The sequence below is a fragment of the Jiella flava genome (genome assembly GCF_017349315.1).
Taxonomy (GTDB): domain Bacteria; phylum Pseudomonadota; class Alphaproteobacteria; order Rhizobiales; family Rhizobiaceae; genus Jiella; species Jiella flava.
Genome location: NZ_JAFMPP010000003.1, coordinates 223,836 through 250,153, shown reverse-complemented (window position 1 = coordinate 250,153; position 26,318 = coordinate 223,836). Strand labels below are relative to the sequence as shown.

The window sequence follows — 26,318 nt, the reverse complement described above, 5'->3', positions numbered from 1 at the left end:
ACGCCCTAAAGGGCGCCGATAAAGCCGTCATGGGCGGCGAGGCGAAGCCGCCCCCCCTCCCGCTGCCCGGCAAAGCCGTGACCTTCGAGCGGCTGCGGATCATGCGTTGTGAGATCGAACGTCGCCGGCCGATCCGACAGGTTGAAGACGCAGAGCAGCCGCTCGCCCTCGCCCTGACCCTCACGGATAAAAGCAAGGATGTCATCGGCCGCATCGAGACAGCGGATCGCGCCCTTGGCCAGCACCGGATGGGCGGCGCGAAAGGCGATCAGGCGGCGATAGACATGCAGGAGCGAATCCGGCTCGGCTTCCATCGCATCGACGGCGCGAAAGGCGTGATCGGCCGGCACCGGCAGCCAGGGCCTGGCGGTGGAAAAGCCGGCGTTGGGCGCGTGGCTCTCCCAGGCCATCGGCGTGCGGCAGCCGTCGCGGCCCTTCACCTCGGGCCAGAAATTGATGCCATAGGGATCGACAAGATCCTCGTAAGCGATCTCCGCCTCGGTGAGGCCAAGCTCCTCCCCCTGATAGAGGCAGACCGATCCGCGCAGGGTCATCAGAATGCCGGCGGCGAGCCGCAAGATGCGCTCGCTCCCATCCTGGCCAGCGGTCCAGCGCGTGGCATGGCGCTCGACGTCATGATTGGAAAAGGCCCAGCAGGCCCAGCCATCCGGCCCCGCTGCCTCGAAGCGCTCGAGGATCGTCCGCACCGCCTCGGCCGGCGGCATCGCGCCGGAGAGAAAGTCGAAGGCGTAGCACATATGCAACCGGTCGGAGCCGGTGGTGTATTCGGCCATCAGCTCGACGCCGCGGATCCGCTCGCCGACCTCGCCGACGGCCATGGCGCCGTAGTCGTCGAGCAGCGCCCGCAATTCGGCGAAGAAGGTCAGAACCTCCGGCCGGTTCTTGTCGTGGCGATGGTCCTGCCAGTTGTAGGGCTGGTTGCGCGAGGCCATCACCTCGGACTGCAAGGCCGCATCAAGCGGCGGATTGTCGGTCAGCGCCGCATCGTGGAAGTAGAAATTCGCCGTATCCAGCCGGAAGCCGTCAACGCCGCGATCGAGCCAGAAGCGCACATCGGCGAGCAGCGCCTTGCGCACCGCCGGATTGTGGAAATTGAGATCCGGCTGACTGGTCAGAAAGTTGTGCAGGTAATATTGCCGCCGGCGCGAATCCCATTCCCAGGACGAGCCGCCGAAGACCGAGAGCCAGTTGTTCGGCGGTGTGCCGTCGGGCTTGGCATCGGCCCAGACATACCAATCGGCCTGATGGTTGTCGCGGCTCGAGCGGCTCGCCTTGAACCAGGGATGCTGGTCCGAGCTGTGCGACAGCACCTGGTCGATGACGACCTTGAGGCCCAGCCGATGCGCCTCGGCGACCAGCGCGTCGAAATCGGCGAGCGTTCCGAAGATCGGGTCGACGTCGCGATAATCGGCGATGTCGTAGCCGAAATCCTTCATCGGCGAGGTCATGAAGGGCGAGATCCAGATCGCGTCGACGCCCAGCGAGGCGACATGGCCGAGCCGGCGGGTGATGCCGGCCAGATCGCCGATGCCGTCGCCGTTCGAATCCTGAAAGGAGCGCGGATAGATCTGGTAGAGCACGCAGCCCCGCCACCAGTCGCGCGCCGGCCGACCGGGCTGCGGAGAGGTGTCCACGCGGACCATGTCAGCGGGATTGTCCATGGCAGTCTCCATCAGACCGCGACGTCGAAGGCCGCGTGAAAGGTAATCTCGCCCATCGAAGCCGGCGGGACGATGACGAGGCATTGCACATATTTCGCCGGCAGATCCCGATAGGTCAGAGCCGGGTCGCTGGCAAAGCCGAATCGCCCGTAAAAACCCGGATCGCCGACGAGCACACAGGCTTTGGCGTCGACCGCCTTCAGCTGGGCGAGGCCCTCGACCACCAGCGCCGAGCCGATCCCCTCGCCCTGCCGCTCCGGCCAGACGGCGATCGGCCCGAGCGCATAGCAATCGGCCGCGCCGCTCGACAGGCCGGCCGGCGAAAAGGCGACATGGCCGACGATTTGACCCTGCGGATCGACCGCGACGAGCGACAGCGTCAGCGCGCCAGCCGCACGCAGAGCGTCGATGATCGCCGCCTCGGTGCCGTCACTGTGTGGCGCGGCGCCGAACGCCGTCTGCGTGAGGTCGCGGATCGCCGCGATGTCGCCTTTGGTCTCGGGCCGGATCCGAACCGCCGCGCCCATCGTCAACCCTTCACGCCGCCGGCAGTCAGGCCGGAGATGATCTTGCGCTGGAAGATCAGCACCAGAACGATCAGCGGCACGGTGACGATCACCGAAGCCGCCATGATCGTGCCCCAGGGGATTTCCTGCTCCGACGCCCCAGAGAGCAGCGCGATCGCCACCGGCACGGTGCGGGTCGAGTTGTTCGAGACGAAGGTCAAGGCGAAGAGGAACTCGTTCCAGGCGGCGATGAAGGCAAGGAGCCCGGTGGTCACCAGCGCCGGCCACATCAGCGGCAAGAACACCCGCATGACGATGGTGAAGGGCGAGGCGCCGTCGACGATCGCCGCTTCCTCGATTTCCACCGGCAGATCGCGCATGAAGGTGGTGAGCACCCAAACGGTGAAGGGCAGGGTGAAGATCATATAGGCGAAGACTAGCGAAAACAGCGTGTTGTAGAGGCCGGCCCAGCGCACCATCTCGAACAGCCCGGCGAGCACCGCGATCTGCGGAAACATCGAGACCGCGAGGATCGTCAACAGCAACAGCCCGCGCCCGACGAAGTTGATGCGCGACAGGGCATAGGCGGCCGTGACCGCCAAGAACAGCGAGATCGCAACCACCGTGACGGCGACGATCACCGAATTGAGGATGTTTAGCGGAAAGACGCCGTTCGACAGCACGCCCTCGTAATTGCCGAGCGAGAAATCGACCGGCAGATAGTTGATCTGAAAGAGCGCCGTGCCGGACTTCAGACTGGTCAGGATCGCGTAATAGAAGGGAAAGATCGAAAACAGGACGATGAAGGCGACAAGCGCGTAAAAGCCGGTGCGTTTCACGACATAGGGCATCGGCTCAGCCTCCCCGCCCGCCGAGATCGAGCCGGGCAACCTTGATGTAGAACAAGGTGATGAAGGCGATCACCAGGAACAGCAGCGTCGAGGCGGCCGAGCCATAGGCGAACTTGTCGAACTGGAAGAGATTTTCCTGGGCAAAGACCGACATCGACTTGGTCTGGGTGTTGTTGGGCGTCAGCACGTAGATCAGGTCGAACACCCGAAGCGCGTCGAGGGCGCGGAAGATCACGGCGACGAGGATCGCCGGGCGGATCAAGGGCAGCGTCACCTTGAAGAACACCTTGACCGGATGGATGCCGTCGATCTTGGCCGCCTCGTAGACGTCGCCCGGCACCATCTGCAGGCCGGCGAGGATCAACAGCGCCATGAAGGGCGTCGTCTTCCAAACGTCGACGATGATCACCGCCCACATGGCGGTCTCGGGATTGGCGGTCCAGGCGACCGGCGATGAAATCAGTCCGACATGCATCAGCATGTCGTTGAGGATGCCGAACTGGTCGTTCATCATCCACGCCCACATCTTGGCCGAGACGATGGTCGGGATCGCCCAGGGGATCAGCACGGCGGCGCGCACCATAGCGCGCCCCTTGAATTCGGCGTTGAGGACAAGGGCGAAGACGAGGCCGAGCCCCGTCTCGATCGAGACCGAAATCGCGGTGTAAGAGACGGTGTTCCAGACCGCGTTCCACCACGCCGGATCGAACAACAGGCCGAAATATTCGCCGGTGCCGTCGCCGTAGTCGACATATTCATAGTAGTTGCGCAGCCCGACGAATTTCGCACCGGCAAGGTCGGAGAGACTGGCATCGGTCAGCGAGAACCAGATGGTCTTCAAAAGCGGCCAGCCGGCGACAAGGGCGAGGACAAGCAGCATCGGCGCGAGGAAGATCCAGGCCGAGCGCAGCCGCTGGCGGGAGAGATCCGAGCGCATTCGCGGCTCGTCCCGTTTCACCCGGAACGCCGTCTCGGTCGGCGGCACGCCCGCTTCGACCTCTGCCATCGCCTCCTCCCGTCAAAGATTTTGGATCGCGCCTGCCGCCTCGTCCGGCGGATCAGGGATCACGCCCGAAGCTCGCGCGGCGTCAGAGCGGCGCACCGATTGGAGCGTGTCCTCGTTGTTGCACCGCGTCAGCGCCGGTCAGCCAACATGCGGAGGGCGCCGGATCACTCCCAGGCGCTGCGTTTGAGGCGACGCAGCTGCTTTTCAAGCTTGGCGAGATTGTCCTTCGCCGAGCCCCGGCCCGACAGCGTCTCGTTGACGGCGGTCCAAAAATCCTTGGAGACCTCGTTATACTGACGCTTGGTCGGCGCCGAGGGGCGCGGCACGGCCTTTTCGACGACGGCGCCCCAGGAGGCGACGATCGGCTGGGCCTTGGCGATGTCCGGATCCTTGTAGAGTTCGGGGATGGTCGGCAGGCGGGCCTGATCGATGGCCCGCTCCTTCTCCGCCTTCTCCGAGGTCAGGAATTTGACGAGTTCGATCGCCAGATCCTGGTGCTTGGAATATTTCGACACGGCCAGATTCCAGCCGCCGAGGCAGGCGGCGGATTGGCCGCCTTCGCCCGCCGGCAGCGGCACCACGTCGAACTTGCCCTTGACCGCCGAATCATCGCCATTCGACAAAGCGTACGCATAGGGCCAGTTGCGCATGAAGACGGCGTTGCCGGTCTGCCAGACGCCACGCGACTCTTCCTCTTTGTAGGACAGAACGCCTTCGGGCGCGATCGTCCCGATCCAGCTCTTGGCCATCTCGAGCGCCGCGGCGGCCTTTGGATTGTTGATGGTGATCTTGCCGTCGGGATCGACGATCTGGCCACCGCCATTGGAGGCCACCCATTCCAGCCCGTCGCAGGTCAGCCCCTCATAGGGCGCGCCCTGAAAGACGAAGCCGTTCATCTGCTTGTGGCCGGCCGCCCGCTCCTTGTTCTGGATCTCCCGGGCGGTCTCGGTCAGATCCTTCCAGGTCTTCGGCGGCGCTTTGCCGTATTTTTCCAGAAGATCCTTGCGATAAAACAGCGCCGGCGCGTCGGTGAACATCGGAAAAGCCACCAGCTTGCCGTCGACCGTCTGCGACTGGATGATCGACGGATTGTGTTTGGGGATTTCGTCCTTCATCGCCTCCTTCAGGTCGACAAAGCTCGCCGCGAGCTGCGGCGCCCAGATCACGTCGGTGCGATAAACGTCGATGTCCGCATTGCCGGCCGACAGCCAGAGCCGATACTGGCCGAACTGGTCGGTGGTCGAGGCCGGCATCTCAACGATCTTGACCGTGTGGCCGGTCGCCTTCTGGAACTCGTCGAGCTGCGTGCGCAGTTCCTGAATATCCTCCCCGACGGCCCCCGAAACGATCGACAGTTCGGCGGCACCGGCGGTGCCAGCCGCCAACAGCCCCGCGAGCGCGACCGCCGCCGACATCGTGCGCAAATTCATCAAGTTTCCTCCCTTGGTCGACCGTCTGTTGCGACGGGCTTGGGACGTGCCTTTACGGCCTTGATGACACACGAGTTTCCCTCACTCGCAGAGCGAGTGTATCGATGCCACATCCCGTTAGAAATGAATGCTAACGGAACGTGGAGGAAAGGCAAGTTGCGCGATGAAATCAATGCGTCGAGGCGGCCCGCACCTGCCTGTCCAGCGACACGGGATGGACGCAACGGGCTTGACAGATTGAGAAAGGAGTGAAATTTTTTGCCAAAGTTGAAAAATAATTCGAACCGCAGCAAGACGTCCACCAGGGAGACGAAAGTGCGGGCGAACGTCGCCGAACCCAGGAGCGAGATCGACGAGGCCAGCCTGTCGGCACGGGCGGCCTGGCTGTATTTCTCCGGCGGGTTGACCCAGAGCGAAATCGCCAAGCGCCTCGGCGTCGCCAACACCAAGGCGCACCGGCTGATCGCCCGCGCCACGCGCGACGGTCTGATCCGCGTCTTCGTCGACGGCGAAGTCGCCGAATGCATCGAGCTCGAAGACGCCCTGAGCGCGCGCTTCAGCCTCGCTTTTTGCCGTGTCGCCCCGGATCTCGACGAGCCGGGCATGCCGCTCACCGCCCTCGGCCTTGCAGGCGCGACCTTCCTGAAGAATGAGATCGAACGCGGCGAACACAATCTGATCGGCGTCGGCCACGGCCGCACCCTTGCCGCCGCCGTCAACCGCATGCCCTCGGTCGAGGCGGGCAACACCCGCTTCGTCTCGGTACTGGGCGGCTTCAACCGACGCTTTGCCGCCAACCCGTTCGACGTCATCCACCGGTTGGCCGAAAAGACCGACGCCGAGGCCTATCAGATCCCGCTGCCGCTGTTCGCCAATTCGCTCGAGGACAAGAAGGTGCTTCTGTCCCAGTCCGGCGTCGGCGAGGTCTTCGATATCGCCTGCTCGGCCTCGCTGGTCTTTGTCGGCATCGGCAGCGTTTCGGCCGATGCCTCGCTGCTCGCCAACAACATGGTCGGCGAAGAGGAGATGGGCATCCTGCGCGACAGCGGCGCGGCGGGCGAGTTGCTCGGCCATTATTTCCAGCTGGATGGAACGCCGGCTGCCGAAGCCTTCAGCGCCCGGGCGCTGGCGCCGGATCTGCATCATCTCGCCCGCGCCACGGTGGTCGGCATCGTCGGTGGGCCCGAAAAGGTCCGCCCGACGCTCGCCCTTTTGCGCAGCGGCATTTTGAACGGCCTCGTCATCGACGAGTTGACGGCCCGCAAGGTGCTGGGGGAGGCGCCCGCGCGATAGGGATCAATCGGCCGGTGCGGAGGAAACGATGCCGGCCAAAACTCGGGAGGAATTTTAGCCATGTACGATCAGGAACGCGATCTTATCGCGGCCCTTGCGGGCCACCGCATCGGTCGTCGGGACTTCATGCGGCGGGCGAGCCAGCTCGGCCTCGGCGCGGCGGCGATGAGCGGCCTGATGGGGCAGATGGCGAGCAGCGCGCTTGCCGCCGATTCCAGCTTCGATTGGAAGGCCCACAAAGGCACCACGCTGAAGCTTCTGCTGAACAAGCATCCCTATGCCGACGCGATGATCGCCGATCTCGACGCCTTCAAAGAGCTGACCGGCATGGACGTCACCTATGACGTCTTCCCGGAGGACGTCTATTTCGACAAGGTGACGGCGGCGCTGTCCTCAAGCTCCTCGGAATACGATGCGCTGATGACCGGCGCCTACCAGACCTGGACCTACGGCCCGGCCGGCTGGCTGGTCGATCTCAACGATTATATCCAGGATTCTGCCAAGACCGCCGGCACCTGGGACTGGGACGACGTGCTGCCCAATCTGCGCGCTTCGACCTCCTGGTCCGGCGTGCCAGGCGAAGCGCTCGGCGGCAAAGGCGCCAAGCAATGGGCGCTGCCCTGGGCCTTCGAGCTCAACTCGATCAGCTACAACAAGCGGATCTTCGATCAGCAAAAGCTGGAAGTGCCGAAGAACCTGCCCGACCTGATGGAAACGGCGGCGAAGATCACCAAGGATGTCTCCGGCGTCTACGGCATCGGGGTGCGCGGCTCACGCTCCTGGGCGACGATCCACCCCGGCTTCCTGTCGGGCTACGTCAATTACGGCGCCAAGGATTTTACCGTCGACGGCGGCAGCCTGAAGGCGGCGATGAATTCGCCCGAGGCCAAGACATTCACCGCCGACTGGGTGAAGATGATCCAGGAATCGGGCCCGAAGAACTGGTCGACCTACACCTGGTATCAGGTCGGCAACGATCTCGGCGCCGGCGCCTCGGGCATGATCTTCGACGCCGACATTCTCGGCTATTTCCAGAACAACGGCGACACCAAGGAAAAGGGCAATATCGGCTTCCACGCCTTTGCCGCCAATCCGGACGCCAAGGAGCCGACGCCGAACGTCTGGATCTGGTCGCTTGCCATGTCGAACTTCTCCACCAAGAAGGACGCCGCTTGGTACTTCATGCAGTGGGCGACCTCGAAGGAGCACGACCTCTTCGGCGCGGTGAAGAAGGACATGGTCAATCCGGTCCGCCAGTCGGTCTGGGACAATGACGACTTCAAGACGCGGATCGCCCAAAACGCCGGCTATCTGGAGCAGTTCAAAGCCTCCGAGCCCGGCGCCAAGATCTATTTCACGCCGCAACCGCTGTTCTTCGACGTGACCACCGCCTGGGCGGCGATGCTGCAGCGGCTGGTCGCCAAGGAGCTGCCGGTGGACGAAGGCCTCGACCAGCTCGTCGCCTCGATCGACGATCAGATGAGCCAGGCCGGCCTGCAATAGCCGCGGGGCCGGTCCGCCGCCGCTCGACGTCCCGCGCCCCAGCGCGTCGACGCCGACCCGCCGCGGCGGCGGATCTGTCACGCACCCATGCGCCGGCGATGTCGAAAAAGTACGCCGGCTTCGTTCTTGCATCAGGCGATCGGCAGGTCGAATATGTCCGCCCTCGAACACGCATCCATTTCGGCAAAAACGGCGTCGCCCTCACGGCGCCGCCGCCGGCAGAAATGGCTGCCTTATCTCCTCAGCCTTCCGGCTCTTTTGGTGACGGTATGGATCGTGATCCCGTTCTTCACGGCGATCTATTATTCCCTGCTGCGCTACCGGCTCTCGCTGCCGCAGCTGAAGGGTTTCGTCTGGTTCGACAACTACCTGCATTTCCTCAGCGACGGGCGCTTCTGGTATACCGTCCAGGTCTCGCTGCTCTACACGGTGATCACCGTCGTCGTCGAACTGGTGCTGGGTCTCGGCATCGCCATCCTGCTGCAGCGATCGACCCGCTTCAACAATCTCGCAGCGATGCTGCTTCTGTTGCCGCTGATGGTCGCGCCGGCGCTCGCCGCGCTGATGTGGAAGCTGATGACCAACCCGAATTTCGGCATTCTCAGCTATCTCGTCGGGCTGATCGGCCTCACCAATTTCCGCTGGGCCTCCGATCCCTCGACGGCGCTCTTCACCGTCATCCTCGTCGATGTCTGGGTTTATACGCCCTTCATCATGGTGCTTTTGCTCGCCGGCCTGCGCTCGCTACCCAAACAGCCCTTCGAAGCGGCGGCGCTCGACGGTGTGCCGAAGACCTTCGTGTTCTTCCGCATCACCCTGCCGATGCTGATGCCCTACATCCTGACGGCCTCGCTGTTTCGCATGCTGGAGTCGATCCAGCAGTTCGACATCATCTACGCCATGACCCAGGGCGGCCCCGGCAACACGCTGACGGTGTTTCAGGTCGAGAGCTATCTGCAGTTCTTCCAGTTCACCAATGTCGGGCGCTCGGCAGCGCTTTTGATGGTGCTTTGGGCGATCACCTTCTTCCTGTCCAACGTCTTCGTGAAGAACTGGCTGCGTTTGCGCGAGCGGGCACAAGGCATCTCAGAGGAATAAGGGAGGACGACGCGATGCAACATATGTCCACCGGTGAGCGGGTTCTGCGCGGCATCCTGATCGCGCTGGCGCTGATCTTCTTCCTCTTCCCGATTTTCTGGATTGTTCTGATGAGCTTCCAGACCAACGCGCAGATCCTGCGGATCCCACCGAGCCTGTTCTTCTCGCCGACCCTCGAGAACTACACCTCACTGATCACCGGCCAGTTGAAGACGGCGAGCGGCGTCTTGACGCTCAACTTCATGCAAAACCTCTTCAACAGCTTCATCCTGTCGACCGCCTCGGTGGCGCTTTCGCTCGTCCTCGCGGTGCCGGCCGCCTATGCCTTTGCCCGCTACAAATTCCGCTTTTCCGAGGACATCGCCTTCACGCTTCTATCGTTCAAATTCGCCCCGCCGCTGCTCGTGCTTCTGCCGCTGACGATCTACTTCCAAAAGATCGGCCTGGCGAACACCTATTTCGGGCTGATCTGGGTCTATCAGCTGATCACCCTGCCGCTGATCCTGTGGATCGTGCGCGGCTATTTCGAGGATATCAGCCCCGACATCGAGCATGCCTATCGGATTGCCGGTCACTCCTGGGCGAAGACCTTCTTCAAGATCTCGATCCCGCTCGCCCGACCCGGCATCGCGGCGGCGGCGCTGTTGTCCTTCATCTTCGCCTGGAACAACTTCGTCTTCGCCTTGGTGCTTGCCTCGGCCGACAAGCAGCCGGTGACCGTCGGCGCTCTCGCCTTCGTCACCGCCTCGGGCATCCAATACGGCCAGATCGCCGCAGCGGCGGTGATCTCGATTACCCCGACGCTCGCGCTCGCCCTGTTCGCCCAGCGCTATCTCGTCGAGGGCCTGTCGCTCGGTGCGGTGAAAGGTTGACGACGATGACGACGCTCGCACTCAACAACGTCACCAAGCGTTACGGCAAGGACACCATTCTGGATGCCGTCTCGCTGTCGATCGAAGATGGCGAGACGCTGGCGATCTTCGGTCCGTCGGGCGCCGGCAAGACCGTGCTCTTGCGGCTGATCGCCGGAATGACCGAGCCCGAAGCGGGCGAGATTTTGATGAATGGCGAAGATCTGATCGAGGTCGCGCCGGAGCACCGCTCGGTCGGGATGGCGTTTCAGAACTTCGCCCTCTTCCCCCACATGTCGGCCTTCGAAAACATCGCCGCGCCGCTCGAGGCAAAGCCGGCCAAGGGCGACGGGATCGCCGTCGGCGTGCGCAAGATCGCCGAACTGTTGAAAATCGATCATGTGCTGAACCACGCGCCGCGCGCCCTTTCCAACGGCCAGAAGCAGCGAACCGCCCTTGCCCGGGCCCTCGTCGGCGCCCCGAAAATCCTGCTGCTCGACGATCCGTTGCGCAATGTCGACGCCAAGCTGCGCTTCGAGATGCGGCTGGAACTGCCGCGCCTGCTCGAAGGCTTCGGCTCGACGGTGCTTTACGTCACCCAGGACTATCGCGAGGCGATGGCGCTCGGCGATCGGATCGCGGTGCTGATGGACGGCCGCTTCGCCCAGGTGGGCACGCCGGAGGAGATCTATCTCGCCCCCGCCACCATCGCCGTCGCCGAGCTGTTCGGCGATCCGGTGATCAACCTCTTCGACGCTGAGGTCATGGCCGAGGACGGCCATGTCACGGCACGGGTCGGCCGGGCCCGGCTGGCGCTTCCCGCCGGCTTCAAGGCCGCTGCGGGGCGTCCGGTCGTGCTCGGCATCCGGCCCGAAAGCGTCGTCCGCTCAAGAGCCGGATCGGCCGGCGCGATCAACGCCACCGTCGCCGCCCTGTTGCCACTCAATGATCGGATGGTGCGCCTGCTCATCACCGAAGACGGCCAGGAATTCTACACCTCGCGCGATTTCGGCGAAGGCAGCGACGCCGGTGAAGGCGCAACGCTCACCATCGGTGCCGCGCCCGAGGACATCATGCTGTTCGACAAGGAGAGCGGCCACCGCATCGCGCCCGATGCCGCGGCCGGGAGGCCCATCGAATGACCGCGTCCGTCCGTCTCGACAGCGTCAACAAGATCTATGCCGCCAAGGCCAAGAACCCGATCTACGCGGTGCGCGATTTCACCATCCATATCGAACCCGGCGAGATCGTCGCGCTGCTCGGCTCGTCCGGCTGCGGCAAGACCTCGACATTGCGGATGATCGCCGGCTTCGAGGAGGTCAGCAAGGGTGCAATTTCCATCGGCGGCCGCGAGATCCACAAGCTGCCGCCGGCCAAGCGCGGCGTCGCCATGGCCTTTGAGGGCTATTCGCTCTACCCGCCGCTGACGCTGCGCCAGAACATCGCCTTCGCGCTGAAATCGGAAAAGCTCGGCAGCGCCGAGACCAACCGCCGGGTCGAAGAGATCGCCGGCCTGTTGGAGCTGACCAGACATCTCGACCGCTATCCGTCCACGGTCTCGGCCGGCCAGCAGCAGCGCGCAAGCCTCGGCCGGGCGCTGGTTCGCAAGGCCGACATCTATCTTCTCGACGAGCCGATGGGCCAGCTCGAACCGCAGCTGCGGGCGGTGCTGCGCGGCCGGCTGAAGCGCTATCTGCGCGAGCATGGCCTCACCGCCATCCTAGTCACCCACGATCAGACCGAAGCCAATGCGCTCGCCGACCGGATCGCGGTGATGGAGGGCGGCGTGTTGCAGCAATTCGCCTCACCCGCCGACCTGAAAGAAAAGCCGGCTAATCTTTTCGTCGGCACCTTCATCGGCGAACCACCGATGAATGTCTACCGGGTCGAGCCGCAGATCTTTAACGGCCGCATTTCGTTGCGAGCCAGGGGCGAGGAGCTCTTCGGCTACGAGCCGGGAACGATCGACGATGCAGTGGTGTCGCTGCTCGAACGGCGGAACGCCCTCGTTGTCGGCGTGCGGCCGGCCGATGTCGCCGTCTCGCCGTTGAATGGCGCGCGGGGCGCCACGGCAAAGGTCGTCTCCAACCAGTGGATCGGCGACCAGACCCATCTGGAATCGGCCTTTGGCGACGGCGTCATCGTCGCCACCCTCGACAACCGCTTCGCCGCCAGGGCCGGCGAGGCGCTCGCCGTCGACGTCCCGGCCGACAAGCTGCATCTCTTTGCCGAAGACGGCACCGCGCTCGCCCATGGCCGCAGTCTCGCAAGCGGTGGAGCACACTGATGGCCGCCCCGACGATCCTCATCGGCATCGACGCCGGCACCTCGGTGATCAAGTCGGTCGCCTTCGACCTCCACGGCCGGCAAATCGCCGAGGCCGCGCGGCCGAACCATTACGACCATCTGCCGAATGGCGGCGTGGTGCAGGACATGGCCCGCACCTTCACCGACACGGTCGAAACCCTGAAGGCGCTCGTTGCTAAGCTGCCCGGCGGCGCATCCAGCGTTGCCGCCATCGCCGTCACCGGCCAGGGCGACGGCACCTGGCTTGTTGATGCCGCCGGCGAACCGGTGGCGCCGGCCTGGCTCTGGCTCGACGCGCGGGCCGGCGACATCGCCACCGAATGCCTCAACGGCCCCGACTATCGCCGCCAGTTCGAGACCACCGGCACCGGCATCAACCCCTGCCAGCAAAGCACCCAGCTTCTGCATATGAAGCGCAGCACGCCGGACTGGCTGGCCCAGGCGACAAGCGCCTTTCACTGCAAGGACTGGCTTTATTTCAAGCTGACCGGGATCCGCGCCGTCGATCCGAGCGAAGCGACCTTCACCTTCGGCGATTTTCGCACCCGCGACTATTCCGACAGCGTCATCGACGGCCTGGGGCTTTCAGCCTATCGCCACCTCTTGCCGCCGATCGTCGACGGGCGCAAGGAGAGCCATCCGCTCAGCCCCGAGGCCGCACGGGCGACGGGACTTCTCGCCGGCACCCCGATCGTGCTGGGCTATGTCGACGTCGTCTGCACCGCCGTCGGCGGCGGGCTGATCTCACGGGCCGGCGACACCGGCTGCTCGATCCTCGGCTCGACCGGCATGCATATGCGCTATGTACGGAACTTCGAAGACGCCCATCTGAACGCCGACGGCAGCGGCTATGTGATGGTCCTGCCGAGCGACCGCGCGGTGGCGCAGATCCAGTCGAACATGGCGGCGACGCTGAATATCGACTTCCTGCTCGATCTCGCCGACGGCATCCTGCGCGAGGGCGGCGTCGATCGCAGCCGCGCCGATCTCGTCGCCCGCCTCGACACCAAGGTGCTCGGCGCCCCGCCGCTCGCCGCGATCTATCATCCCTATATCTCCGAGGCCGGCGAGCGCGGGCCGTTCATGGATCCGCTGGCCCGGGCCAATTTCACCGGCCTCGTCGCCGGCACGGGGTTCGACGCGCTGATGCGCAGCGTCTTCGAGGGCCTCGGCTTTGCCGCCCGCGACTGTTTCGAGGCGACCGGCGCGATCCCCGCCGAGGTGCGGCTGACGGGCGGCGCGGCGCGCTCCAAGGCGATGCGCAAAATTCTCGCCAGCATTCTCGGCACCCCCGTGCGCACCACCGACATAGCCGAGGCGGGCGCCGCCGGCGCGGCGATGATCGCGCTTGTCCAGCAAGGCCATTTTGCCGATATCGGAGCGGCGGCCAACAGCTGGGTGACGCCGCGCCTCTCCCAGCCAACGAGCCCTGACGCGACGCTCGCCCTGCCTTATGCCGAAGCCTTCGCGCTTTATCGCGACCTGTCCCGCGCGCTGCGCCCCGCCTGGGCGCGGCTCGCCACAATCAAACGCGGATTGCACCCATGACCCGCCTGTCGATCATCGGCGACCATTTCATGCTGCCGGAGATGTTCCGTTCGGCGATCGAAGCCGCCTGCCCGGCGCGGCCCGAGATGACGCTTCACACGTTGCCCTGGCCCGACGAGCCGATGGAGCACGGCTATGCCGTCGCCGGCATGGACGGACTGAAGGAATATCAGGGCTCGGCCGAGGCAACGATCGCCATGATCGGCGAGGCCGAAATGCTGGTCACCCATCTGGCGCCGCTGTCGCGGCAGATGCTCGAGAAGCTGCCGAAGCTGAAATTCGTCGCCGTCTCACGCGGCGGGCCGGTAAATGTCGACATGGCGGCGGCCCGCGAGGCCGGCGTGCGCGTCGTCAATACGCCCGGCCGCAACGCCTCCGCCGTCGCCGAATTCACCCTCGGCGCGATCATCGCCGAGACCCGCAACATCACCCGCGGTCATGACGCCCTCCGCCAGAAAGACTGGCGCGGCGATCTCTACCGCGCCGACCGCACCGGCCGCGAGTTGTCGGAGATGACCGTCGGCGTCGTCGGCTATGGCGCGATCGGCACCCGCGTCGTCAAGCTCCTGCGCGCCTTCGGCTGCCAGGTGCTGGTCGCCGACCCCTATGTCCAGCTCTCGCGCGAGGATCGCGACGCCAGCGTCGAGCATGTCGGCTTCGACGATCTCCTCACCCGCTCCGACGTCGTCACGCTGCATTGCCGGGTGAGCGAGGAGACGACCGCCATCATGAACGCGGATGCCTTCGCCCGGATGAAGCCGGATGCGACCTTCATCAACACCGCGCGCGGCCCGCTGGTCGACTACGACGCCTTGACCGCCACCCTTCAGGCCGGCCATCTGCGAGGGGCGATGCTAGAGACCTTCGCGGTCGAGCCGGTGCCGGCGGACTGGCCGCTGCTGGCCTTGCCGAATGTCACGCTGACGCCGCATATCGCCGGCGCATCCGTCAAGACGGTCTCCTATGCGGCCGAAAAGGCGGCCGAAGAGGTCAGGCGGTTTCTCGCCGGCGAGCCGCCGGTCAATCCCTGTTGATCCCGCCGCGCTTAAGGGAAATGCCATGCAAGATCTCGGAACGGTCGACCTTCTGGTGATCGGCGGCGGCGTCAACGGAGCCGGCATCGCCCGAGATGCGGCCGGGCGCGGGCTTTCCGTTATGCTGGCGGAAAAGGACGATCTCGCCGAGGGGACGAGTTCGCGCTCCGGCAAGCTCGTCCATGGCGGCCTGCGCTATCTCGAATATTACGAGTTCCGCCTGGTGCGCGAAGCCCTGTCCGAGCGCGAGGTGCTGCTGAAGGCGGCGCCGCACATCATCTGGCCGATGCGCTTCGTCCTGCCCCATTCGCCGGAGCAGCGGCCGGCTTGGCTGGTTCGGCTCGGGCTGTTCCTCTACGATCATCTCGGCGGGCGCAAACGGCTGCCGCCGACCCGCAGCCTGGATCTGCGCACCGCACCGGAAGGCGCCGCGATTAAGGACCGTTTCACCAAGGGGTTTGAATATTCCGACTGCTGGGTCGACGACGCCCGCCTCGTCGTCCTCAACGCGCTCGACGCCAAGGCCCGCGGCGCGACCATCCTGCCGCGCACCCGCGCCGTTGCCGCCCGGCGCGAGGACGGGCTGTGGCGGATCGAGCTGAAGCGCGGCAACGGCGAAACGCTCACCGTTTCGGCAAAGGGCATCGTCAACGCCGCCGGCCCGTGGGTCGACCAAGTGATCGCCAACGTCACCCGGGGCAATTCCGCCCGCAAGGTGCGGCTGGTCAAAGGCAGCCACATCGTCACGCCGAAATTCTGGGACGGCCGTCAGGCCTATCTGTTCCAGAACACCGACAAGCGGGTGATCTTTGTCAATCCCTATCAGAGCGACAAGGCGCTGATCGGCACCACCGACATCGCCTATGACGGCGACGCCACGGATGTCACGATCGACGAGAGCGAGATCGACTACCTGCTGGCGGCGGTGAACCGCTATGTGAAGGCCGAACTGTCGCGCGCCGACGTCCTCTCCAGCTTTTCCGGCGTTCGGCCGCTGCTGGAAGACGACGCGGACACCCCCTCGGCGGTCACCCGCGACTATGTCTTCGATGTCGACGCGGTGGACGGCGCCCTGCCGATGCTGTCGGTCTTCGGCGGCAAGATCACCACCTACCGGGAACTCGCCGAGCGCGGCCTTGCCAAGCTGCAGCCGTTCTTTCCGCAGATGAGCGGCGACTGGACCGCCGATGCGCCGCTGCCAGGCGGCGATATGCCGAATGCCGATTTCGAGAGCTTCGAAGCCGGCCTGCGGGCCCGCCATCCGTTCCTGCCGCGACCGCTGGCAAAGCATTACGCCCGGCTCTACGGGACCCGCGCCGAGACGCTGATCGGTGAGGCGACGAGCCTTGATCAGTTCGGCCTCCATTTCGGCGGCCTGCTCTACGCCCGTGAGATCGATTTCCTCACCTGCACGGAATGGGCCGAAACCGCCGAGGACATCCTGGAGCGCCGCACCAAGCATGGCCTGACCTTGGGCCCGAGCGAGAAGGCGGCTGTCGCCGCCTATCTTGCGGAACGCCGGGCGCTCGCTGCCGAATGAGGCCGGCGGTTCGAAGACAGGATCGAGAGGAGACGCCATGATGGACGCATTGAACCTCGATGACGAGCTCGCCACGCTGAAGACGCTGTCCGCAGCGCTCGGCCGGGACCGGTTGAAGACCCAGGCAGCCGGCGGCAACACCTCGGTCAAAGCGGGCGGCCTGATGTGGGTGAAAGCCTCCGGCACCTGGCTCGCCCAGGCGAAGGAACGCGACATCTTCGTGCCGGTGTGGATCGATCCGCTGCTGACGGCGCTTCAAGCCGGCGACCCGCGCGCCGAAAAGGCCACCGACTTCATCGCCTCAGACCTTGCGGAAACGACGCTCCGCCCGTCGATCGAAACCACCGTGCATGCGGCCATGGGGCAGGCGGTGGCCCTGCACATCCACTGCGTCGAGACGATCGCCCTTGCGGTGCGCGCCGACGGCGAGGCGGCAATCCGAGAGAAGCTTGCCGCCGCCGGGCTCGAAGCCCGCTTTGCCTTCGTGCCCTACCGGCGGCCGGGCGTGCCGCTCGCCCGGGCCATTCAGGCGGTCGCAGCGCCGCAGACCGACATCCTCGTCCTTCAAAATCATGGCCTTGTCGTTGCCGGCGATAGCGTCGCGCAGGCCGCCGAGTGGCTCGACCAAGCGATCGGCGCCCTCGCCGTGCCCCCGCGCAGCGAAAACCCGCCGGCCGATCTTGCCGGGCTCGCGGCTCTGGCCGAGGCGACGCCGTACCGCCTGCCGACGGATGCCCGCGCCCATCAGTTGGCCCGCGATGCGGCATCCCGACGCGTCGCCCTCGCCGGCCCGCTTTATCCCGACCATGTCATCTTTCTCGGCGAGACGATCGGCGCGATCGCGGCCGAGCCGGCGGCGATGAAGCGCTTCCTTGCCGCGACAAGCGAAGACGATCTGTCGCCGCTGCTTGTCGTCGGCGATCGAGGGGTGCTTATGCGAAAGACCCTGACGGCGAGCGGCGAGGCAATGGTCGGCTGCCTCACCGACGTCGCCGCCCGCATCCCCGCCGATGTGCCGCTCAAGCCTTTGACCGGCGAGGAGATCTACGCCCTCACCCATTGGGAGGCCGAGAGCTACCGCCAGACCCTCGACACCCCCTCCGCGAGAGGATCGGTGACGTCATGAGCGGCGCTGAGACCAAAGCCGGCGAGGCCATCGCGATCGGCATCGATGTCGGCACCTCCGGCGCGCGTGTCGCCGCGCTCGATCGGCAAGGCGCCCTCGTCGACAGCGTTGCCGAACGCTATCCGGGCGGGGCCGATCGTGCTGATCCGACGTCCTGGTGGCAAGCGGTCTCGACCTGCCTCGACCGGTTGGCCGCAGCCATGCCCCTCGCCTCGATCGAGGCCCTCGCCGTCGACGGCACCTCAGGCACCATGCTCGGCCTTCACGCCGACGGGCGCCCCGCCGCGCGGCCGCTGCTCTATGACGAGCCCTGCCCGGACGAGGCCATCATCGCGGCGGTGAACGCCGCAGCCCCCGCTGAGAGCCCCGCGCGGGGCAGCAGTTCGGCGCTGGCGCGGGCGATCTTTCTGTCGCGCCAGGACGGCGTCGTCCGCCTCGCCCATCAGGCCGACTGGATCGCCGCGCAGATCACCGGCGCGGCGCCGATGTCCGACGCCAACAACGCGCTGAAGACCGGCTACGACCCGCTCCACGAAAAATGGCCGGACTGGATCGCATCGGCCGGACTGGAGGTCGCCCGCCTGCCAAAGGTGGTGCTGCCGGGCCGGCCCGCGGCGCAGCTCGGCGCGGCGGCGGCGAAGCGCTTCGGCCTGCCGGTGGGGGCGATCCTTGCCGGCGGGACGACCGATGGCTGCGCCTCGTTTCTCGCCACCGGTGCCGATCGACCCGGCGATGCGGTGACTGCCCTCGGCTCGACCCTGGTCCTGAAGCTTCTGTCCGACAGACCGGTCAACGCCCCGCAATTCGGCATCTACAGCCACCGGATCGGCGACATGTGGCTGGCGGGCGGCGCATCGAACGCCGGCGGCGCGGTACTCGCCGCCTTTTTCGATGCCGATCAGATCGCGGCGCTGACTCCGCAATTGATGCCTGAAACGCCCACCGGCCTCGACTATTATCCGCTCAACCGCCCGGGCGAGCGCTTTCCGATCGCCGATCCGAACCTTGAACCGCGGCTCTCCCCACGCCCCGAGGAGGACGCGCGCTTTCTGCAAGGGCTGCTCGAGGGCATCGCCAGCGTCGAGGCACTCGGCTATCGCCGCCTCGCCGAGATCGGCGCGCCGAGGCTTGCCAGCGTGCGGGCGGTCGGCGGCGGGGCGAAGAACCCGGGGTTTACGCGCATCCGCGAACGGGCGCTCGGCGTACCCTTTCTCCCGGCCGTTTCGACGGAAGCCGCAGTCGGCGCCGCGCGGCTGGCGCTGAAGGCGATCGGCGCCGCCTGAAGACGCCCGCCGGCGCCGGCGGCGGGTCTCAAACCGTCAGATGCTTGCGCACGGCGGGATCGTCCAGCCCCTCGGCCGGCCCGTCGAAGACGATTTCGCCGCGATCCATCACATAGACCCGATCCGCGAGATCCCGGCAGAAGTCGAGATATTGCTCGACGAGCAGGATCGCGATGCCGGAATTGTCCTTCAGGAACCGGATCGCCCGGCCGATATCCTTGATGATCGAGGGCTGGATGCCTTCGGTCGGCTCGTCGAGCACCAACAGCTTTGGCCGGGTGACGAGGGCGCGGGCGATGGCGAGCTGCTGCTGCTGGCCGCCGGAGAGATCGCCGCCCCGCCGGCCGAGCATGTCCTTCAACACCGGAAACAGCTCGAAAACGTCGTCCGGAATTGTGCGGTCGGCAGCTTTCAGCGGCGCATAGCCGGTCTGCAGATTTTCCCTCACCGTCAACAGCGGAAAGATCTCGCGCCCCTGGGGCACGAAGCCGATGCCTCGCCGGGCCCGCGCATAGGGCGCCTCGCGGCCCATCGATGTGCCGTCGAAAACGATCTCGCCGCGACGGATCGGCTGCTGGCCGACGATCGCCCGCAGCAGTGAGGTCTTGCCGACGCCGTTGCGCCCGAGGACGCAGGTGATCTCGCCGGCCTTCGCCGTCAGCGAGACGTTTCTGAGCGCCTGGGCGGCGCCGTAGTAAAGGTCGGCATTGGCAACGGTCAGCATGCAAGGCCCTCCGCAAGGCGCGTCGCGCCGAAGGCACATCGGATCGATCCGGACATCGTCAGCGCGCTCATCGTCCGAGATAGACCTCGATCACCTTCGGATCGTTCGACACCGCCTCGAGCGTTCCCTCCGACAGCACCGAGCCTTCATGCAGGCAGGTCACCTTGACGGACAGTTCACGCACGAAGCTCATATCGTGCTCGACCACCACCACCGAGCGGGTCGCGGCGATCTCGCGCAAGAGCCGCGCGGTTTCGACGGTCTCGGCGTCGGTCATGCCGGCCACCGGCTCGTCGACAAGCAGCAGTTCCGGATCCTGGGCGAGCAGCATGCCGATTTCCAGCCACTGCTTCTGGCCGTGGCTGAGATTGGCGGCGAAGGTCCGGCGCTTGTCGGTCAAGCGAATGGTCGCGAGGATCTCGGCGATCCGCTCGCGTTCGGCCGTGCTCTTGCGATGGACCAGCGCCTCGACCACCGAACGCGGTCCGGCGAGCGACAGGCGGATATTGTCCTCCACCGTATGGCTCTCGAACACCGTCGGCTTCTGGAACTTGCGCCCGATCCCCATCGAGGCGATCGCCGCCTCGTCGTGTTTGGTCAGGTCCACCGCGCCGTTGAAATAGACCGCACCGCGATCCGGCCGGGTCTTGCCGGTGATGATGTCCATCATCGTCGTCTTGCCGGCACCGTTGGGGCCGATGATCGCCCGCATCTCACCGCGCTCGATGACCAGTGAAAGGTTGTTGATCGCCTTGAAGCCGTCGAAGCTCTTGGTGACGCCGTCGAGATAGAGCAGCGTCTCGCGCCGCGCCCGGCCTTGCGCCTCGGCGGCGAGCCGGCGCCGGCGCATTTCGGCGGCATAAGGATGCGGCGAGACGACGGAAGAGATAGTGTCAGCCTTCGCCGGATCGCTGGACGGACCGGCCGCCACATCATCCGGGCTCGCACCGGGCGCGATGCCGTCTTGGCCCAAAGGCTCTCGCATATCGTCGTGCTCGACCATCGCGCCTACTCCGCCGGATGGGGGAGGATGCTCCCGTCGCCGTCACCGCTCTCCCCCTTTTCCTTGGCGGCAGAGCGGCGCCGCGCCCGCCACGCGTCCCAGCCGTGGTCGATCGTGCCGACGATGCCGCGTGGCAGGACGAGGGTGACGAAGACGAACAGCCCGCCCAAGACGAACAGCCAGGAATCGGGCGCGATCGCGGTGAAGACGGTCTTGCCGTAATTGACCAGCAGCGCCCCGAGGATCGGCCCGATCAGCGTGCCGCGGCCGCCGACCGCCGCCCAGACCACCACTTCGATCGAATTGACCGGCGCAAATTCGCTGGGATTGATGATGCCGACCTGCGGCACGTAAAGCGCGCCGGCGATCCCGGCCATCACGGCCGAGACGGTGAAGGCGAAGAGTTTGACGTCCTCCGGCCGCCAGCCGATGAAGCGGGTGCGGCTTTCCGCGTCGCGCACGGCGATCATCAGCTTGCCGAGCTTGGACCGGGTGATCCAGCCAACCAGGAGAACGCCGATCGCCAAGGCGATGCAGCTCGCGGAAAACAGGCCGGCGCGGGTCGCCGCCGCCTGAATCGGGAAGCCGAGAATGTCCTTGAAGTCGGTGAGGCCGTTATTGCCGCCAAACCCCATATCGTTGCGGAAAAAGGCAAGCAGCAGCGCGTAGGTCATCGCCTGGGTGATGATCGACAGATAGACGCCCGTCACCCGGCTGCGAAAGGCGAAGAAGCCGAAGACGAAGGCCAGCAGCCCCGGCACCAGCATCACCATCAGCGCCGCGAACCAGAAGGCGTCGAAGCCGGACCAGTACCAGGGCAGCGCCTTCCAATTCAGGAACACCATGAAATCGGGCAGGATCGGATTGCCGTAGACCCCGCGACTGCCGATCTGGCGCATCAGATACATGCCCATGGCATAGCCGCCGAGCGCGAAGAAGGCGCCGTGGCCGAGCGACAGAATGCCGACGTAACCCCAGACCAGATCAAGGGCGAGCGCCAGCAGCGCGTAGGTCACGTATTTGCCGAACAGCGGCACCAGATAGGACGGCATGTGCAGCGGGTGGCCCGGCGGCAGCGCAAGATTGGCTAGCGGCACCAGCACGGCGGCGGCGAGAATCAGCCCGACGAGAATCCAGACGCGGGGCCCGAGGAAACGCGCGATGATCATGCGTCGACGAACCGTCCCTTCTGGGCGAACAGGCCGCGGGGCCGCTTCTGGATGAACAGGATGATCAGGACGAGCACGACGATCTTGCCGAGAACGGCCCCGGCATAGGGCTCGAGAAACTTGTTGACGACGCCCAGACTCATCGCGCCCACGAGCGTCCCCCAGAGATTGCCCACCCCGCCGAAGACGACGACCATGAAGCTGTCGATGATGTAGCCCTGGCCGAGATTGGGCGAGACGTTGTCGATCTGGGAGAGCGCGACGCCGGCGATCCCGGCAATGCCGGAGCCGAGCGCGAAGGTCATCGCGTCGACCCACGGGGTGCGGATCCCCATCGCCGCCGCCATCTTGCGATTCTGGGTGACGGCGCGCATCTGAAGGCCGAGCGCGGTCTTGTTGAGAAGAGCGAGCAGCGCGACAAAGACCACCAGCGCGAAGACGATGATCCACAGCCGGTTCCAGGTGACCGACATCAGGCCGATATCGAAGGCGCCGGACATGAAATCGGGATTGCCGACCTCCCGGTTGCTCGGCCCGAAGATCGTGCGCACCGCCTGTTGCAGGATCAGCGACACGCCGAAGGTGGCGAGCAGGGTTTCCAGCGGCCGGCCGTAGAGGAACCGGATCAGGCAGCGCTCCATCACCAGGCCGACGGCACCGGAGACCAGAAAGGCGAGTGGCAGAGCGATGGCCAGGGAGACTTCGAACAATCCGGGCGCGTGGGTGCGGATCAGCTCCTGGACCACGAAGGTGGTGTAGGCGCCGAGCATCACCATCTCGCCATGGGCCATGTTGATCACTCCCATCACGCCGAAGGTGATGGCGAGGCCAATTGCCGCCAGAAGCAGCACCGAGCCGAGCGACAGGCCGTACCAGACATTTTGCAGGATAGTCCAGGTGGCGATGGTGTTCTCGATCGAGACGGCGGCGGTGGTCGCCGCCTGCTTGAGCTGAGCGTCCTTGCTGGTGGCTGCCACGCCGCGGATCATCGCCAGAGTCTCGCGATCGCCCTTGCCGGCGAGCGTCTTGACCGCCTCGACCTTCGCTGCCGCCGGCTCGTCGGACTTCAGGACGGCGGCCGCCCGCGCCTCTTCGAGCTTGGTCTTGATCGCCGGAACGGTCTCGGCGGCGATCGCCGCGTCCAGGGTTTTCATCGCCTCCGGCGTCGCGGTGGAAAACAAGGTGCCCGCCGCCGCCATGCGTGTGTTCGGATCGGGCGAGCGCAGAGTCAGGCTGCCAAGCGCATCGGTAACCGCCCGGCGAATGGAATTTTTGACCCGCACCTTGCTGAAATCGCGGGAGGCGGCTTCGCCGACCTTCGTTCCGGTGAGCGGATCGAAGAGATCGACCGTTCCCCGGCCGCTAGCGATGAACACCTGGTTGTCGGACTTGCGATAGACGAGGTCGCCCTTCGACAGAGCATTCAGCGCGCGTGCGACTTGCGGATCACCGGCCGCGGCGAGCTTTTTCACCACCGCCTCGGTATCGTCGAAGGACTGCTTGCCGCCGAAGGATTGGATCAGCGCCGCCGGATCACTGCTTTGCGCATACGCACCGATCGGCAGGATCAAGGCGATCAAGAGAAAGACCAGAAACTGCCGTACCAGTCGCATCATGCCACGCCGTCTGCTGGTTTGAGAAGGTGGCGGGCCGGCATCAACGCCGCCCCGCCACAGGTCGCCTTGGGAGGGGCGTCGATCAGTTGGCGGCGGCTTTTTCCGCACCCGCGCCACCGCATTTGCCGGTGGCGGTGTTGAAGTTGCCGCAGGACATCGGCTTGCGCCAGTCGGAGATCAGCGGTTTGGACTCCGGCAGATAGTCGGACCAGGCATCGCCCGGCACCAGACCCGGCGTCTGCCAGACCACCTGGAACTGCCCGTCGTCCTGAATTTCGCCGATGAACACCGGCTTGGTGATGTGGTGGTTCGGCATCATGGTCGAATAGCCACCGGTCAGATTCGGCACGCTGACGCCGATCATCGCGTCGATCACCTTGTCCGGGTCGGTGGTGCCGGCCTTCTCGACCGCCTTAACCCACATGTTGAAGCCGATATAATGGGCTTCCATCGGGTCGTTGGTAACGCGCTTGTCGTTGCCGATGAATTTGTGCCACTTGGCGATGAAGTCATCGTTCTGTGGCGTGTCGATCGACTCGAAGTAGTTCCAGGCGGCGAGATGGCCGACCAGCGGGCTGGTATCGATGCCGGCCAGCTCCTCTTCGCCGACCGAGAAGGCGACCACCGGGATGTCCTCGGCGGAGACGCCCTGATTGGCGAGTTCCTTATAGAACGGCACGTTGGCGTCGCCGTTGACGGTGGAGACCACGGCGGTCTTCTTGCCGGCCGAGCCGAAATCCTTGATCGCCGAGACCTCGGTCTGCCAGTCGGAGAAGCCGAAGGGCGTGTAGTTGACCTTGATGTCCTCGGCCGCGACGCCCTTGGACTTCAGATAGGCTTCGAGGATCTTGTTAGTGGTGCGGGGATAGACATAGTCGGTGCCCTCCAGCACCCAGCGCTTCACCCCTTCGTTCATCAGATAGTCGACCGCGGGGATCGCCTGCTGGTTCGGCGCGGCGCCGGTATAGAAGACGTTGCGCTCGGATTCCTCGCCCTCGTACTGGACCGGATAGAACAGGATCGAATCGAGTTCCTTGAACACCGGCAGCACCGACTTGCGCGACACCGACGTCCAGCAGCCGAACACCGCCGCGACCTTGTCCTGACTGATCAGCTCGCGGGCCTTTTCGGCAAAGAGCGGCCAGTTCGACGCCGGATCGACAACCACCGGCTCCAGCGGCCGGCCGAGCAGGCCACCCTTCTTGTTCTGCTCGTCGATGAGCATCAGCATGGCGTCTTTGAGGGTGGTCTCGGAGATCGCCATCGTACCCGAAAGCGAGTGCAGAATGCCGACCTTGATCGGCTCGCCCTTCGGCTTGGTATCGGCGGCGACGGCGCCCGAGACGCCGAATGCGGCAATCGTGGCCGCCAGCGCCGTGCGCTGCATCCAAGTCATGGCGGATCTCATCTTTGCACCTCCAGTCGCGTTACGCCCGTTTGCCGGGTTTCACCAACGGAAGCAGCAATCCGCATGCCAGACGACATTCCCTATAGGAAGTAATGGGTCGGAAGATCCAAAAACACAAATCGGCCGATGACTTCCGCCGGCCCGACCGGAGGCTTGAGCATGCCATGGCTCGCCGCATCACCCGAGCTGCGATCAGCATGCACGATTAAGTTTTAATCAAACGCGCAGACAGCGCATAAAATTTTTGCATATGCGGGCGACTGCCGCCAACGGCAACCGCCAAGCCGGTCGGCCCGATCAGCCATTCTCGATCGCCTCCAGCGCCAGTTTCGAAAGAGCCGGCACGTTGCGGCCGTAGATCTGCGCCTTTTGCGGGTTGGAGGCGTTGCCGTCGGCATAGCGCTTGAACACCCCCTGCAGGATCGCCGCGAGACGGAAGAAGGAAAAGGCCAGATAGAAGGTCCAGTCGTCGATGCCGCGGAGACCGCGCCGATCGCAATAGGCGGCGATGTATTGCGCCTCGCTCGGCAGCCCCTGCTCGGCCCGATCGATGCCGCCGAGCCCTTTGAAGGCGCCGCTGTTCGGCAACCGCCATTGCATGCATTGATAGGCGAGATCGGCGATCGGATGGCCGAGCGTGGACAGTTCCCAATCGAGCACAGCCAGAAGCTTCGGCTGATCGGCGGCAAAGATCAGATTGTCGAGGCGATAATCGCCATGCACCAGCGCCACCGCACCGTCGTCGGCTGGCAGATTGTCTTCCAGCCAGGCGATCAGCTGTTCCATTGCCGCGATGTCGTCGATCTTCGACTGGCGCCACTGCTCCGACCAGCGCGACAGCTGACGGGAAAAATAATTGCCGGGGCGGCCGAAATCCGCCAGCCCGACGGCCTCAAGATCGACACTATGGATCGCCGCCAGCGTGCGGTTCATTGCGTCAAACACCGCTCCGCGTTCGACCGGATCATCGAGCTGCGGCAGCGCCGGATCCCAAAAAATCCGCCCCTCGACATGTTGCATGACGAAAAACGCCCGGCCGATCGGCGAATCCCCATCGCTGGCGAGATGCAGCATCGCCGGCACCGGAACGCAGGTTCCGGCCAGCGCCTGCATCACCTTGAACTCGCGATCCACTTGGTGAGCCGATGGGAGCAGCTTGCCCGGGGGTTTCGCCCGCAGAACATAAGTGCCGCTTTCGGCGTCGAGACGATAGGTCGGGTTCGACTGGCCGGACTGGAATTTGACGATCCGCGTCAGCCCCTCGAAGCCGTCGATCACCCCCGTCAGATAGGCGGCGAGATCGTCCTCGTTCAACGTCGTGTCGTCGGCATCCGCCATCG

Annotated in this window: 22 protein-coding genes; 11 read left to right on the top strand and 11 right to left on the bottom strand. The window is 65.2% G+C overall.

Translation table 11 applies throughout. The features are described from left to right. Positions 1–5 precede the first annotated feature (5 nt). The 5 genes from J1C48_RS05855 to J1C48_RS05835 form a co-directional block, all read right to left on the bottom strand. Positions 6–1,664, bottom strand: a complete 1,659-nt coding sequence (locus tag J1C48_RS05855; protein WP_425523488.1) for an alpha-glucosidase family protein — start codon at positions 1,662–1,664, stop codon at positions 6–8. A 29-nt stretch (positions 1,665–1,693) separates the two neighbouring features. Further along, on the bottom strand, positions 1,694–2,209 hold the full coding sequence (locus tag J1C48_RS05850) for a GNAT family N-acetyltransferase (RefSeq protein WP_207256842.1): 516 nt from the start codon (positions 2,207–2,209) through the stop codon (positions 1,694–1,696). A gap of 2 nt (positions 2,210–2,211) precedes the next feature. After that, positions 2,212–3,039: a carbohydrate ABC transporter permease gene (locus J1C48_RS05845; protein ID WP_207256841.1), complete on the bottom strand. Its 828-nt coding sequence runs from the start codon at positions 3,037–3,039 to the stop codon at positions 2,212–2,214. Positions 3,040–3,043: 4 nt separating this feature from the next. Beyond that, complete coding sequence (locus tag J1C48_RS05840; RefSeq protein ID WP_207256840.1) at positions 3,044–4,045, bottom strand: carbohydrate ABC transporter permease; 1,002 nt, start codon at positions 4,043–4,045, stop codon at positions 3,044–3,046. Between the two features lie 164 nt (positions 4,046–4,209). Beyond that, positions 4,210–5,475, bottom strand: coding sequence for an ABC transporter substrate-binding protein (locus J1C48_RS05835; RefSeq protein ID WP_207256839.1), 1,266 nt, complete (start codon positions 5,473–5,475; stop codon positions 4,210–4,212). A gap of 315 nt (positions 5,476–5,790) precedes the next feature. Between J1C48_RS05835 and J1C48_RS05830 the strand changes: the two genes are divergently transcribed. From J1C48_RS05830 to J1C48_RS05780, 11 genes are all read left to right on the top strand, one after another. Continuing rightward, complete coding sequence (locus J1C48_RS05830; RefSeq protein WP_231081600.1) at positions 5,791–6,768, top strand: sugar-binding transcriptional regulator; 978 nt, start codon at positions 5,791–5,793, stop codon at positions 6,766–6,768. Positions 6,769–6,828: 60 nt separating this feature from the next. Continuing rightward, positions 6,829–8,271, top strand: a complete 1,443-nt coding sequence (locus J1C48_RS05825) for an ABC transporter substrate-binding protein (protein WP_207256838.1) — start codon at positions 6,829–6,831, stop codon at positions 8,269–8,271. Between the two features lie 153 nt (positions 8,272–8,424). Then, positions 8,425–9,369 carry a carbohydrate ABC transporter permease gene (locus tag J1C48_RS05820; RefSeq protein WP_207256837.1) on the top strand — a complete coding sequence of 315 codons (945 nt, stop codon included), beginning with the start codon at positions 8,425–8,427 and terminating at the stop codon, positions 9,367–9,369. A gap of 14 nt (positions 9,370–9,383) precedes the next feature. Continuing rightward, positions 9,384–10,241 carry a carbohydrate ABC transporter permease gene (locus tag J1C48_RS05815; RefSeq protein WP_207256836.1) on the top strand — a complete coding sequence of 286 codons (858 nt, stop codon included), beginning with the start codon at positions 9,384–9,386 and terminating at the stop codon, positions 10,239–10,241. A 5-nt stretch (positions 10,242–10,246) separates the two neighbouring features. Beyond that, on the top strand, positions 10,247–11,362 hold the full coding sequence (locus J1C48_RS05810) for an ABC transporter ATP-binding protein (protein WP_207256835.1): 1,116 nt from the start codon (positions 10,247–10,249) through the stop codon (positions 11,360–11,362). Then, positions 11,359–12,507 carry an ABC transporter ATP-binding protein gene (locus J1C48_RS05805; protein WP_207256834.1) on the top strand — a complete coding sequence of 383 codons (1,149 nt, stop codon included), beginning with the start codon at positions 11,359–11,361 and terminating at the stop codon, positions 12,505–12,507. Before J1C48_RS05810 ends, J1C48_RS05805 begins: the two co-directional genes overlap by 4 nt. After that, positions 12,507–14,075 (top strand): FGGY-family carbohydrate kinase, encoded by a 1,569-nt coding sequence (locus J1C48_RS05800; protein ID WP_207256833.1) that lies wholly within the window; start codon positions 12,507–12,509, stop codon positions 14,073–14,075. The genes J1C48_RS05805 and J1C48_RS05800 overlap by 1 nt, the downstream gene beginning before the upstream one ends. Next, positions 14,072–15,109, top strand: coding sequence for a 2-hydroxyacid dehydrogenase (locus J1C48_RS05795; RefSeq protein WP_207256832.1), 1,038 nt, complete (start codon positions 14,072–14,074; stop codon positions 15,107–15,109). The genes J1C48_RS05800 and J1C48_RS05795 overlap by 4 nt, the downstream gene beginning before the upstream one ends. A gap of 25 nt (positions 15,110–15,134) precedes the next feature. Next, positions 15,135–16,649: a glycerol-3-phosphate dehydrogenase gene (locus J1C48_RS05790; protein WP_207256831.1), complete on the top strand. Its 1,515-nt coding sequence runs from the start codon at positions 15,135–15,137 to the stop codon at positions 16,647–16,649. Between the two features lie 37 nt (positions 16,650–16,686). Next, positions 16,687–17,775, top strand: coding sequence for a class II aldolase/adducin family protein (locus J1C48_RS05785; RefSeq protein ID WP_231081601.1), 1,089 nt, complete (start codon positions 16,687–16,689; stop codon positions 17,773–17,775). After that, on the top strand, positions 17,772–19,058 hold the full coding sequence (locus J1C48_RS05780; protein WP_207256830.1) for an FGGY-family carbohydrate kinase: 1,287 nt from the start codon (positions 17,772–17,774) through the stop codon (positions 19,056–19,058). The genes J1C48_RS05785 and J1C48_RS05780 overlap by 4 nt, the downstream gene beginning before the upstream one ends. 28 nt (positions 19,059–19,086) lie before the next feature. Here J1C48_RS05780 and urtE read toward each other — a convergent pair whose 3' ends face one another. The 6 genes from urtE to J1C48_RS05750 form a co-directional block, all read right to left on the bottom strand. Then, a complete protein-coding gene (gene urtE / locus J1C48_RS05775) occupies positions 19,087–19,782 on the bottom strand; it encodes an urea ABC transporter ATP-binding subunit UrtE (RefSeq protein ID WP_207256829.1) in 696 nt (231 codons plus the stop codon). A 67-nt stretch (positions 19,783–19,849) separates the two neighbouring features. Beyond that, entirely contained in the window at positions 19,850–20,632 is a 783-nt protein-coding gene (gene urtD, locus J1C48_RS05770) for an urea ABC transporter ATP-binding protein UrtD (protein WP_207256919.1), read from the bottom strand. Between the two features lie 158 nt (positions 20,633–20,790). Further along, positions 20,791–21,954, bottom strand: coding sequence for an urea ABC transporter permease subunit UrtC (urtC, locus tag J1C48_RS05765; RefSeq protein WP_207256828.1), 1,164 nt, complete (start codon positions 21,952–21,954; stop codon positions 20,791–20,793). Beyond that, complete coding sequence (gene urtB / locus J1C48_RS05760; protein WP_207256918.1) at positions 21,951–23,567, bottom strand: urea ABC transporter permease subunit UrtB; 1,617 nt, start codon at positions 23,565–23,567, stop codon at positions 21,951–21,953. The genes urtC and urtB overlap by 4 nt, the downstream gene beginning before the upstream one ends. An 85-nt stretch (positions 23,568–23,652) precedes the next feature. Continuing rightward, entirely contained in the window at positions 23,653–24,966 is a 1,314-nt protein-coding gene (gene urtA / locus J1C48_RS05755; RefSeq protein ID WP_207256827.1) for an urea ABC transporter substrate-binding protein, read from the bottom strand. Positions 24,967–25,275: 309 nt separating this feature from the next. Further along, positions 25,276–26,316, bottom strand: coding sequence for a phosphotransferase family protein (locus J1C48_RS05750; protein ID WP_207256826.1), 1,041 nt, complete (start codon positions 26,314–26,316; stop codon positions 25,276–25,278). Positions 26,317–26,318: the final 2 nt, after the last annotated feature.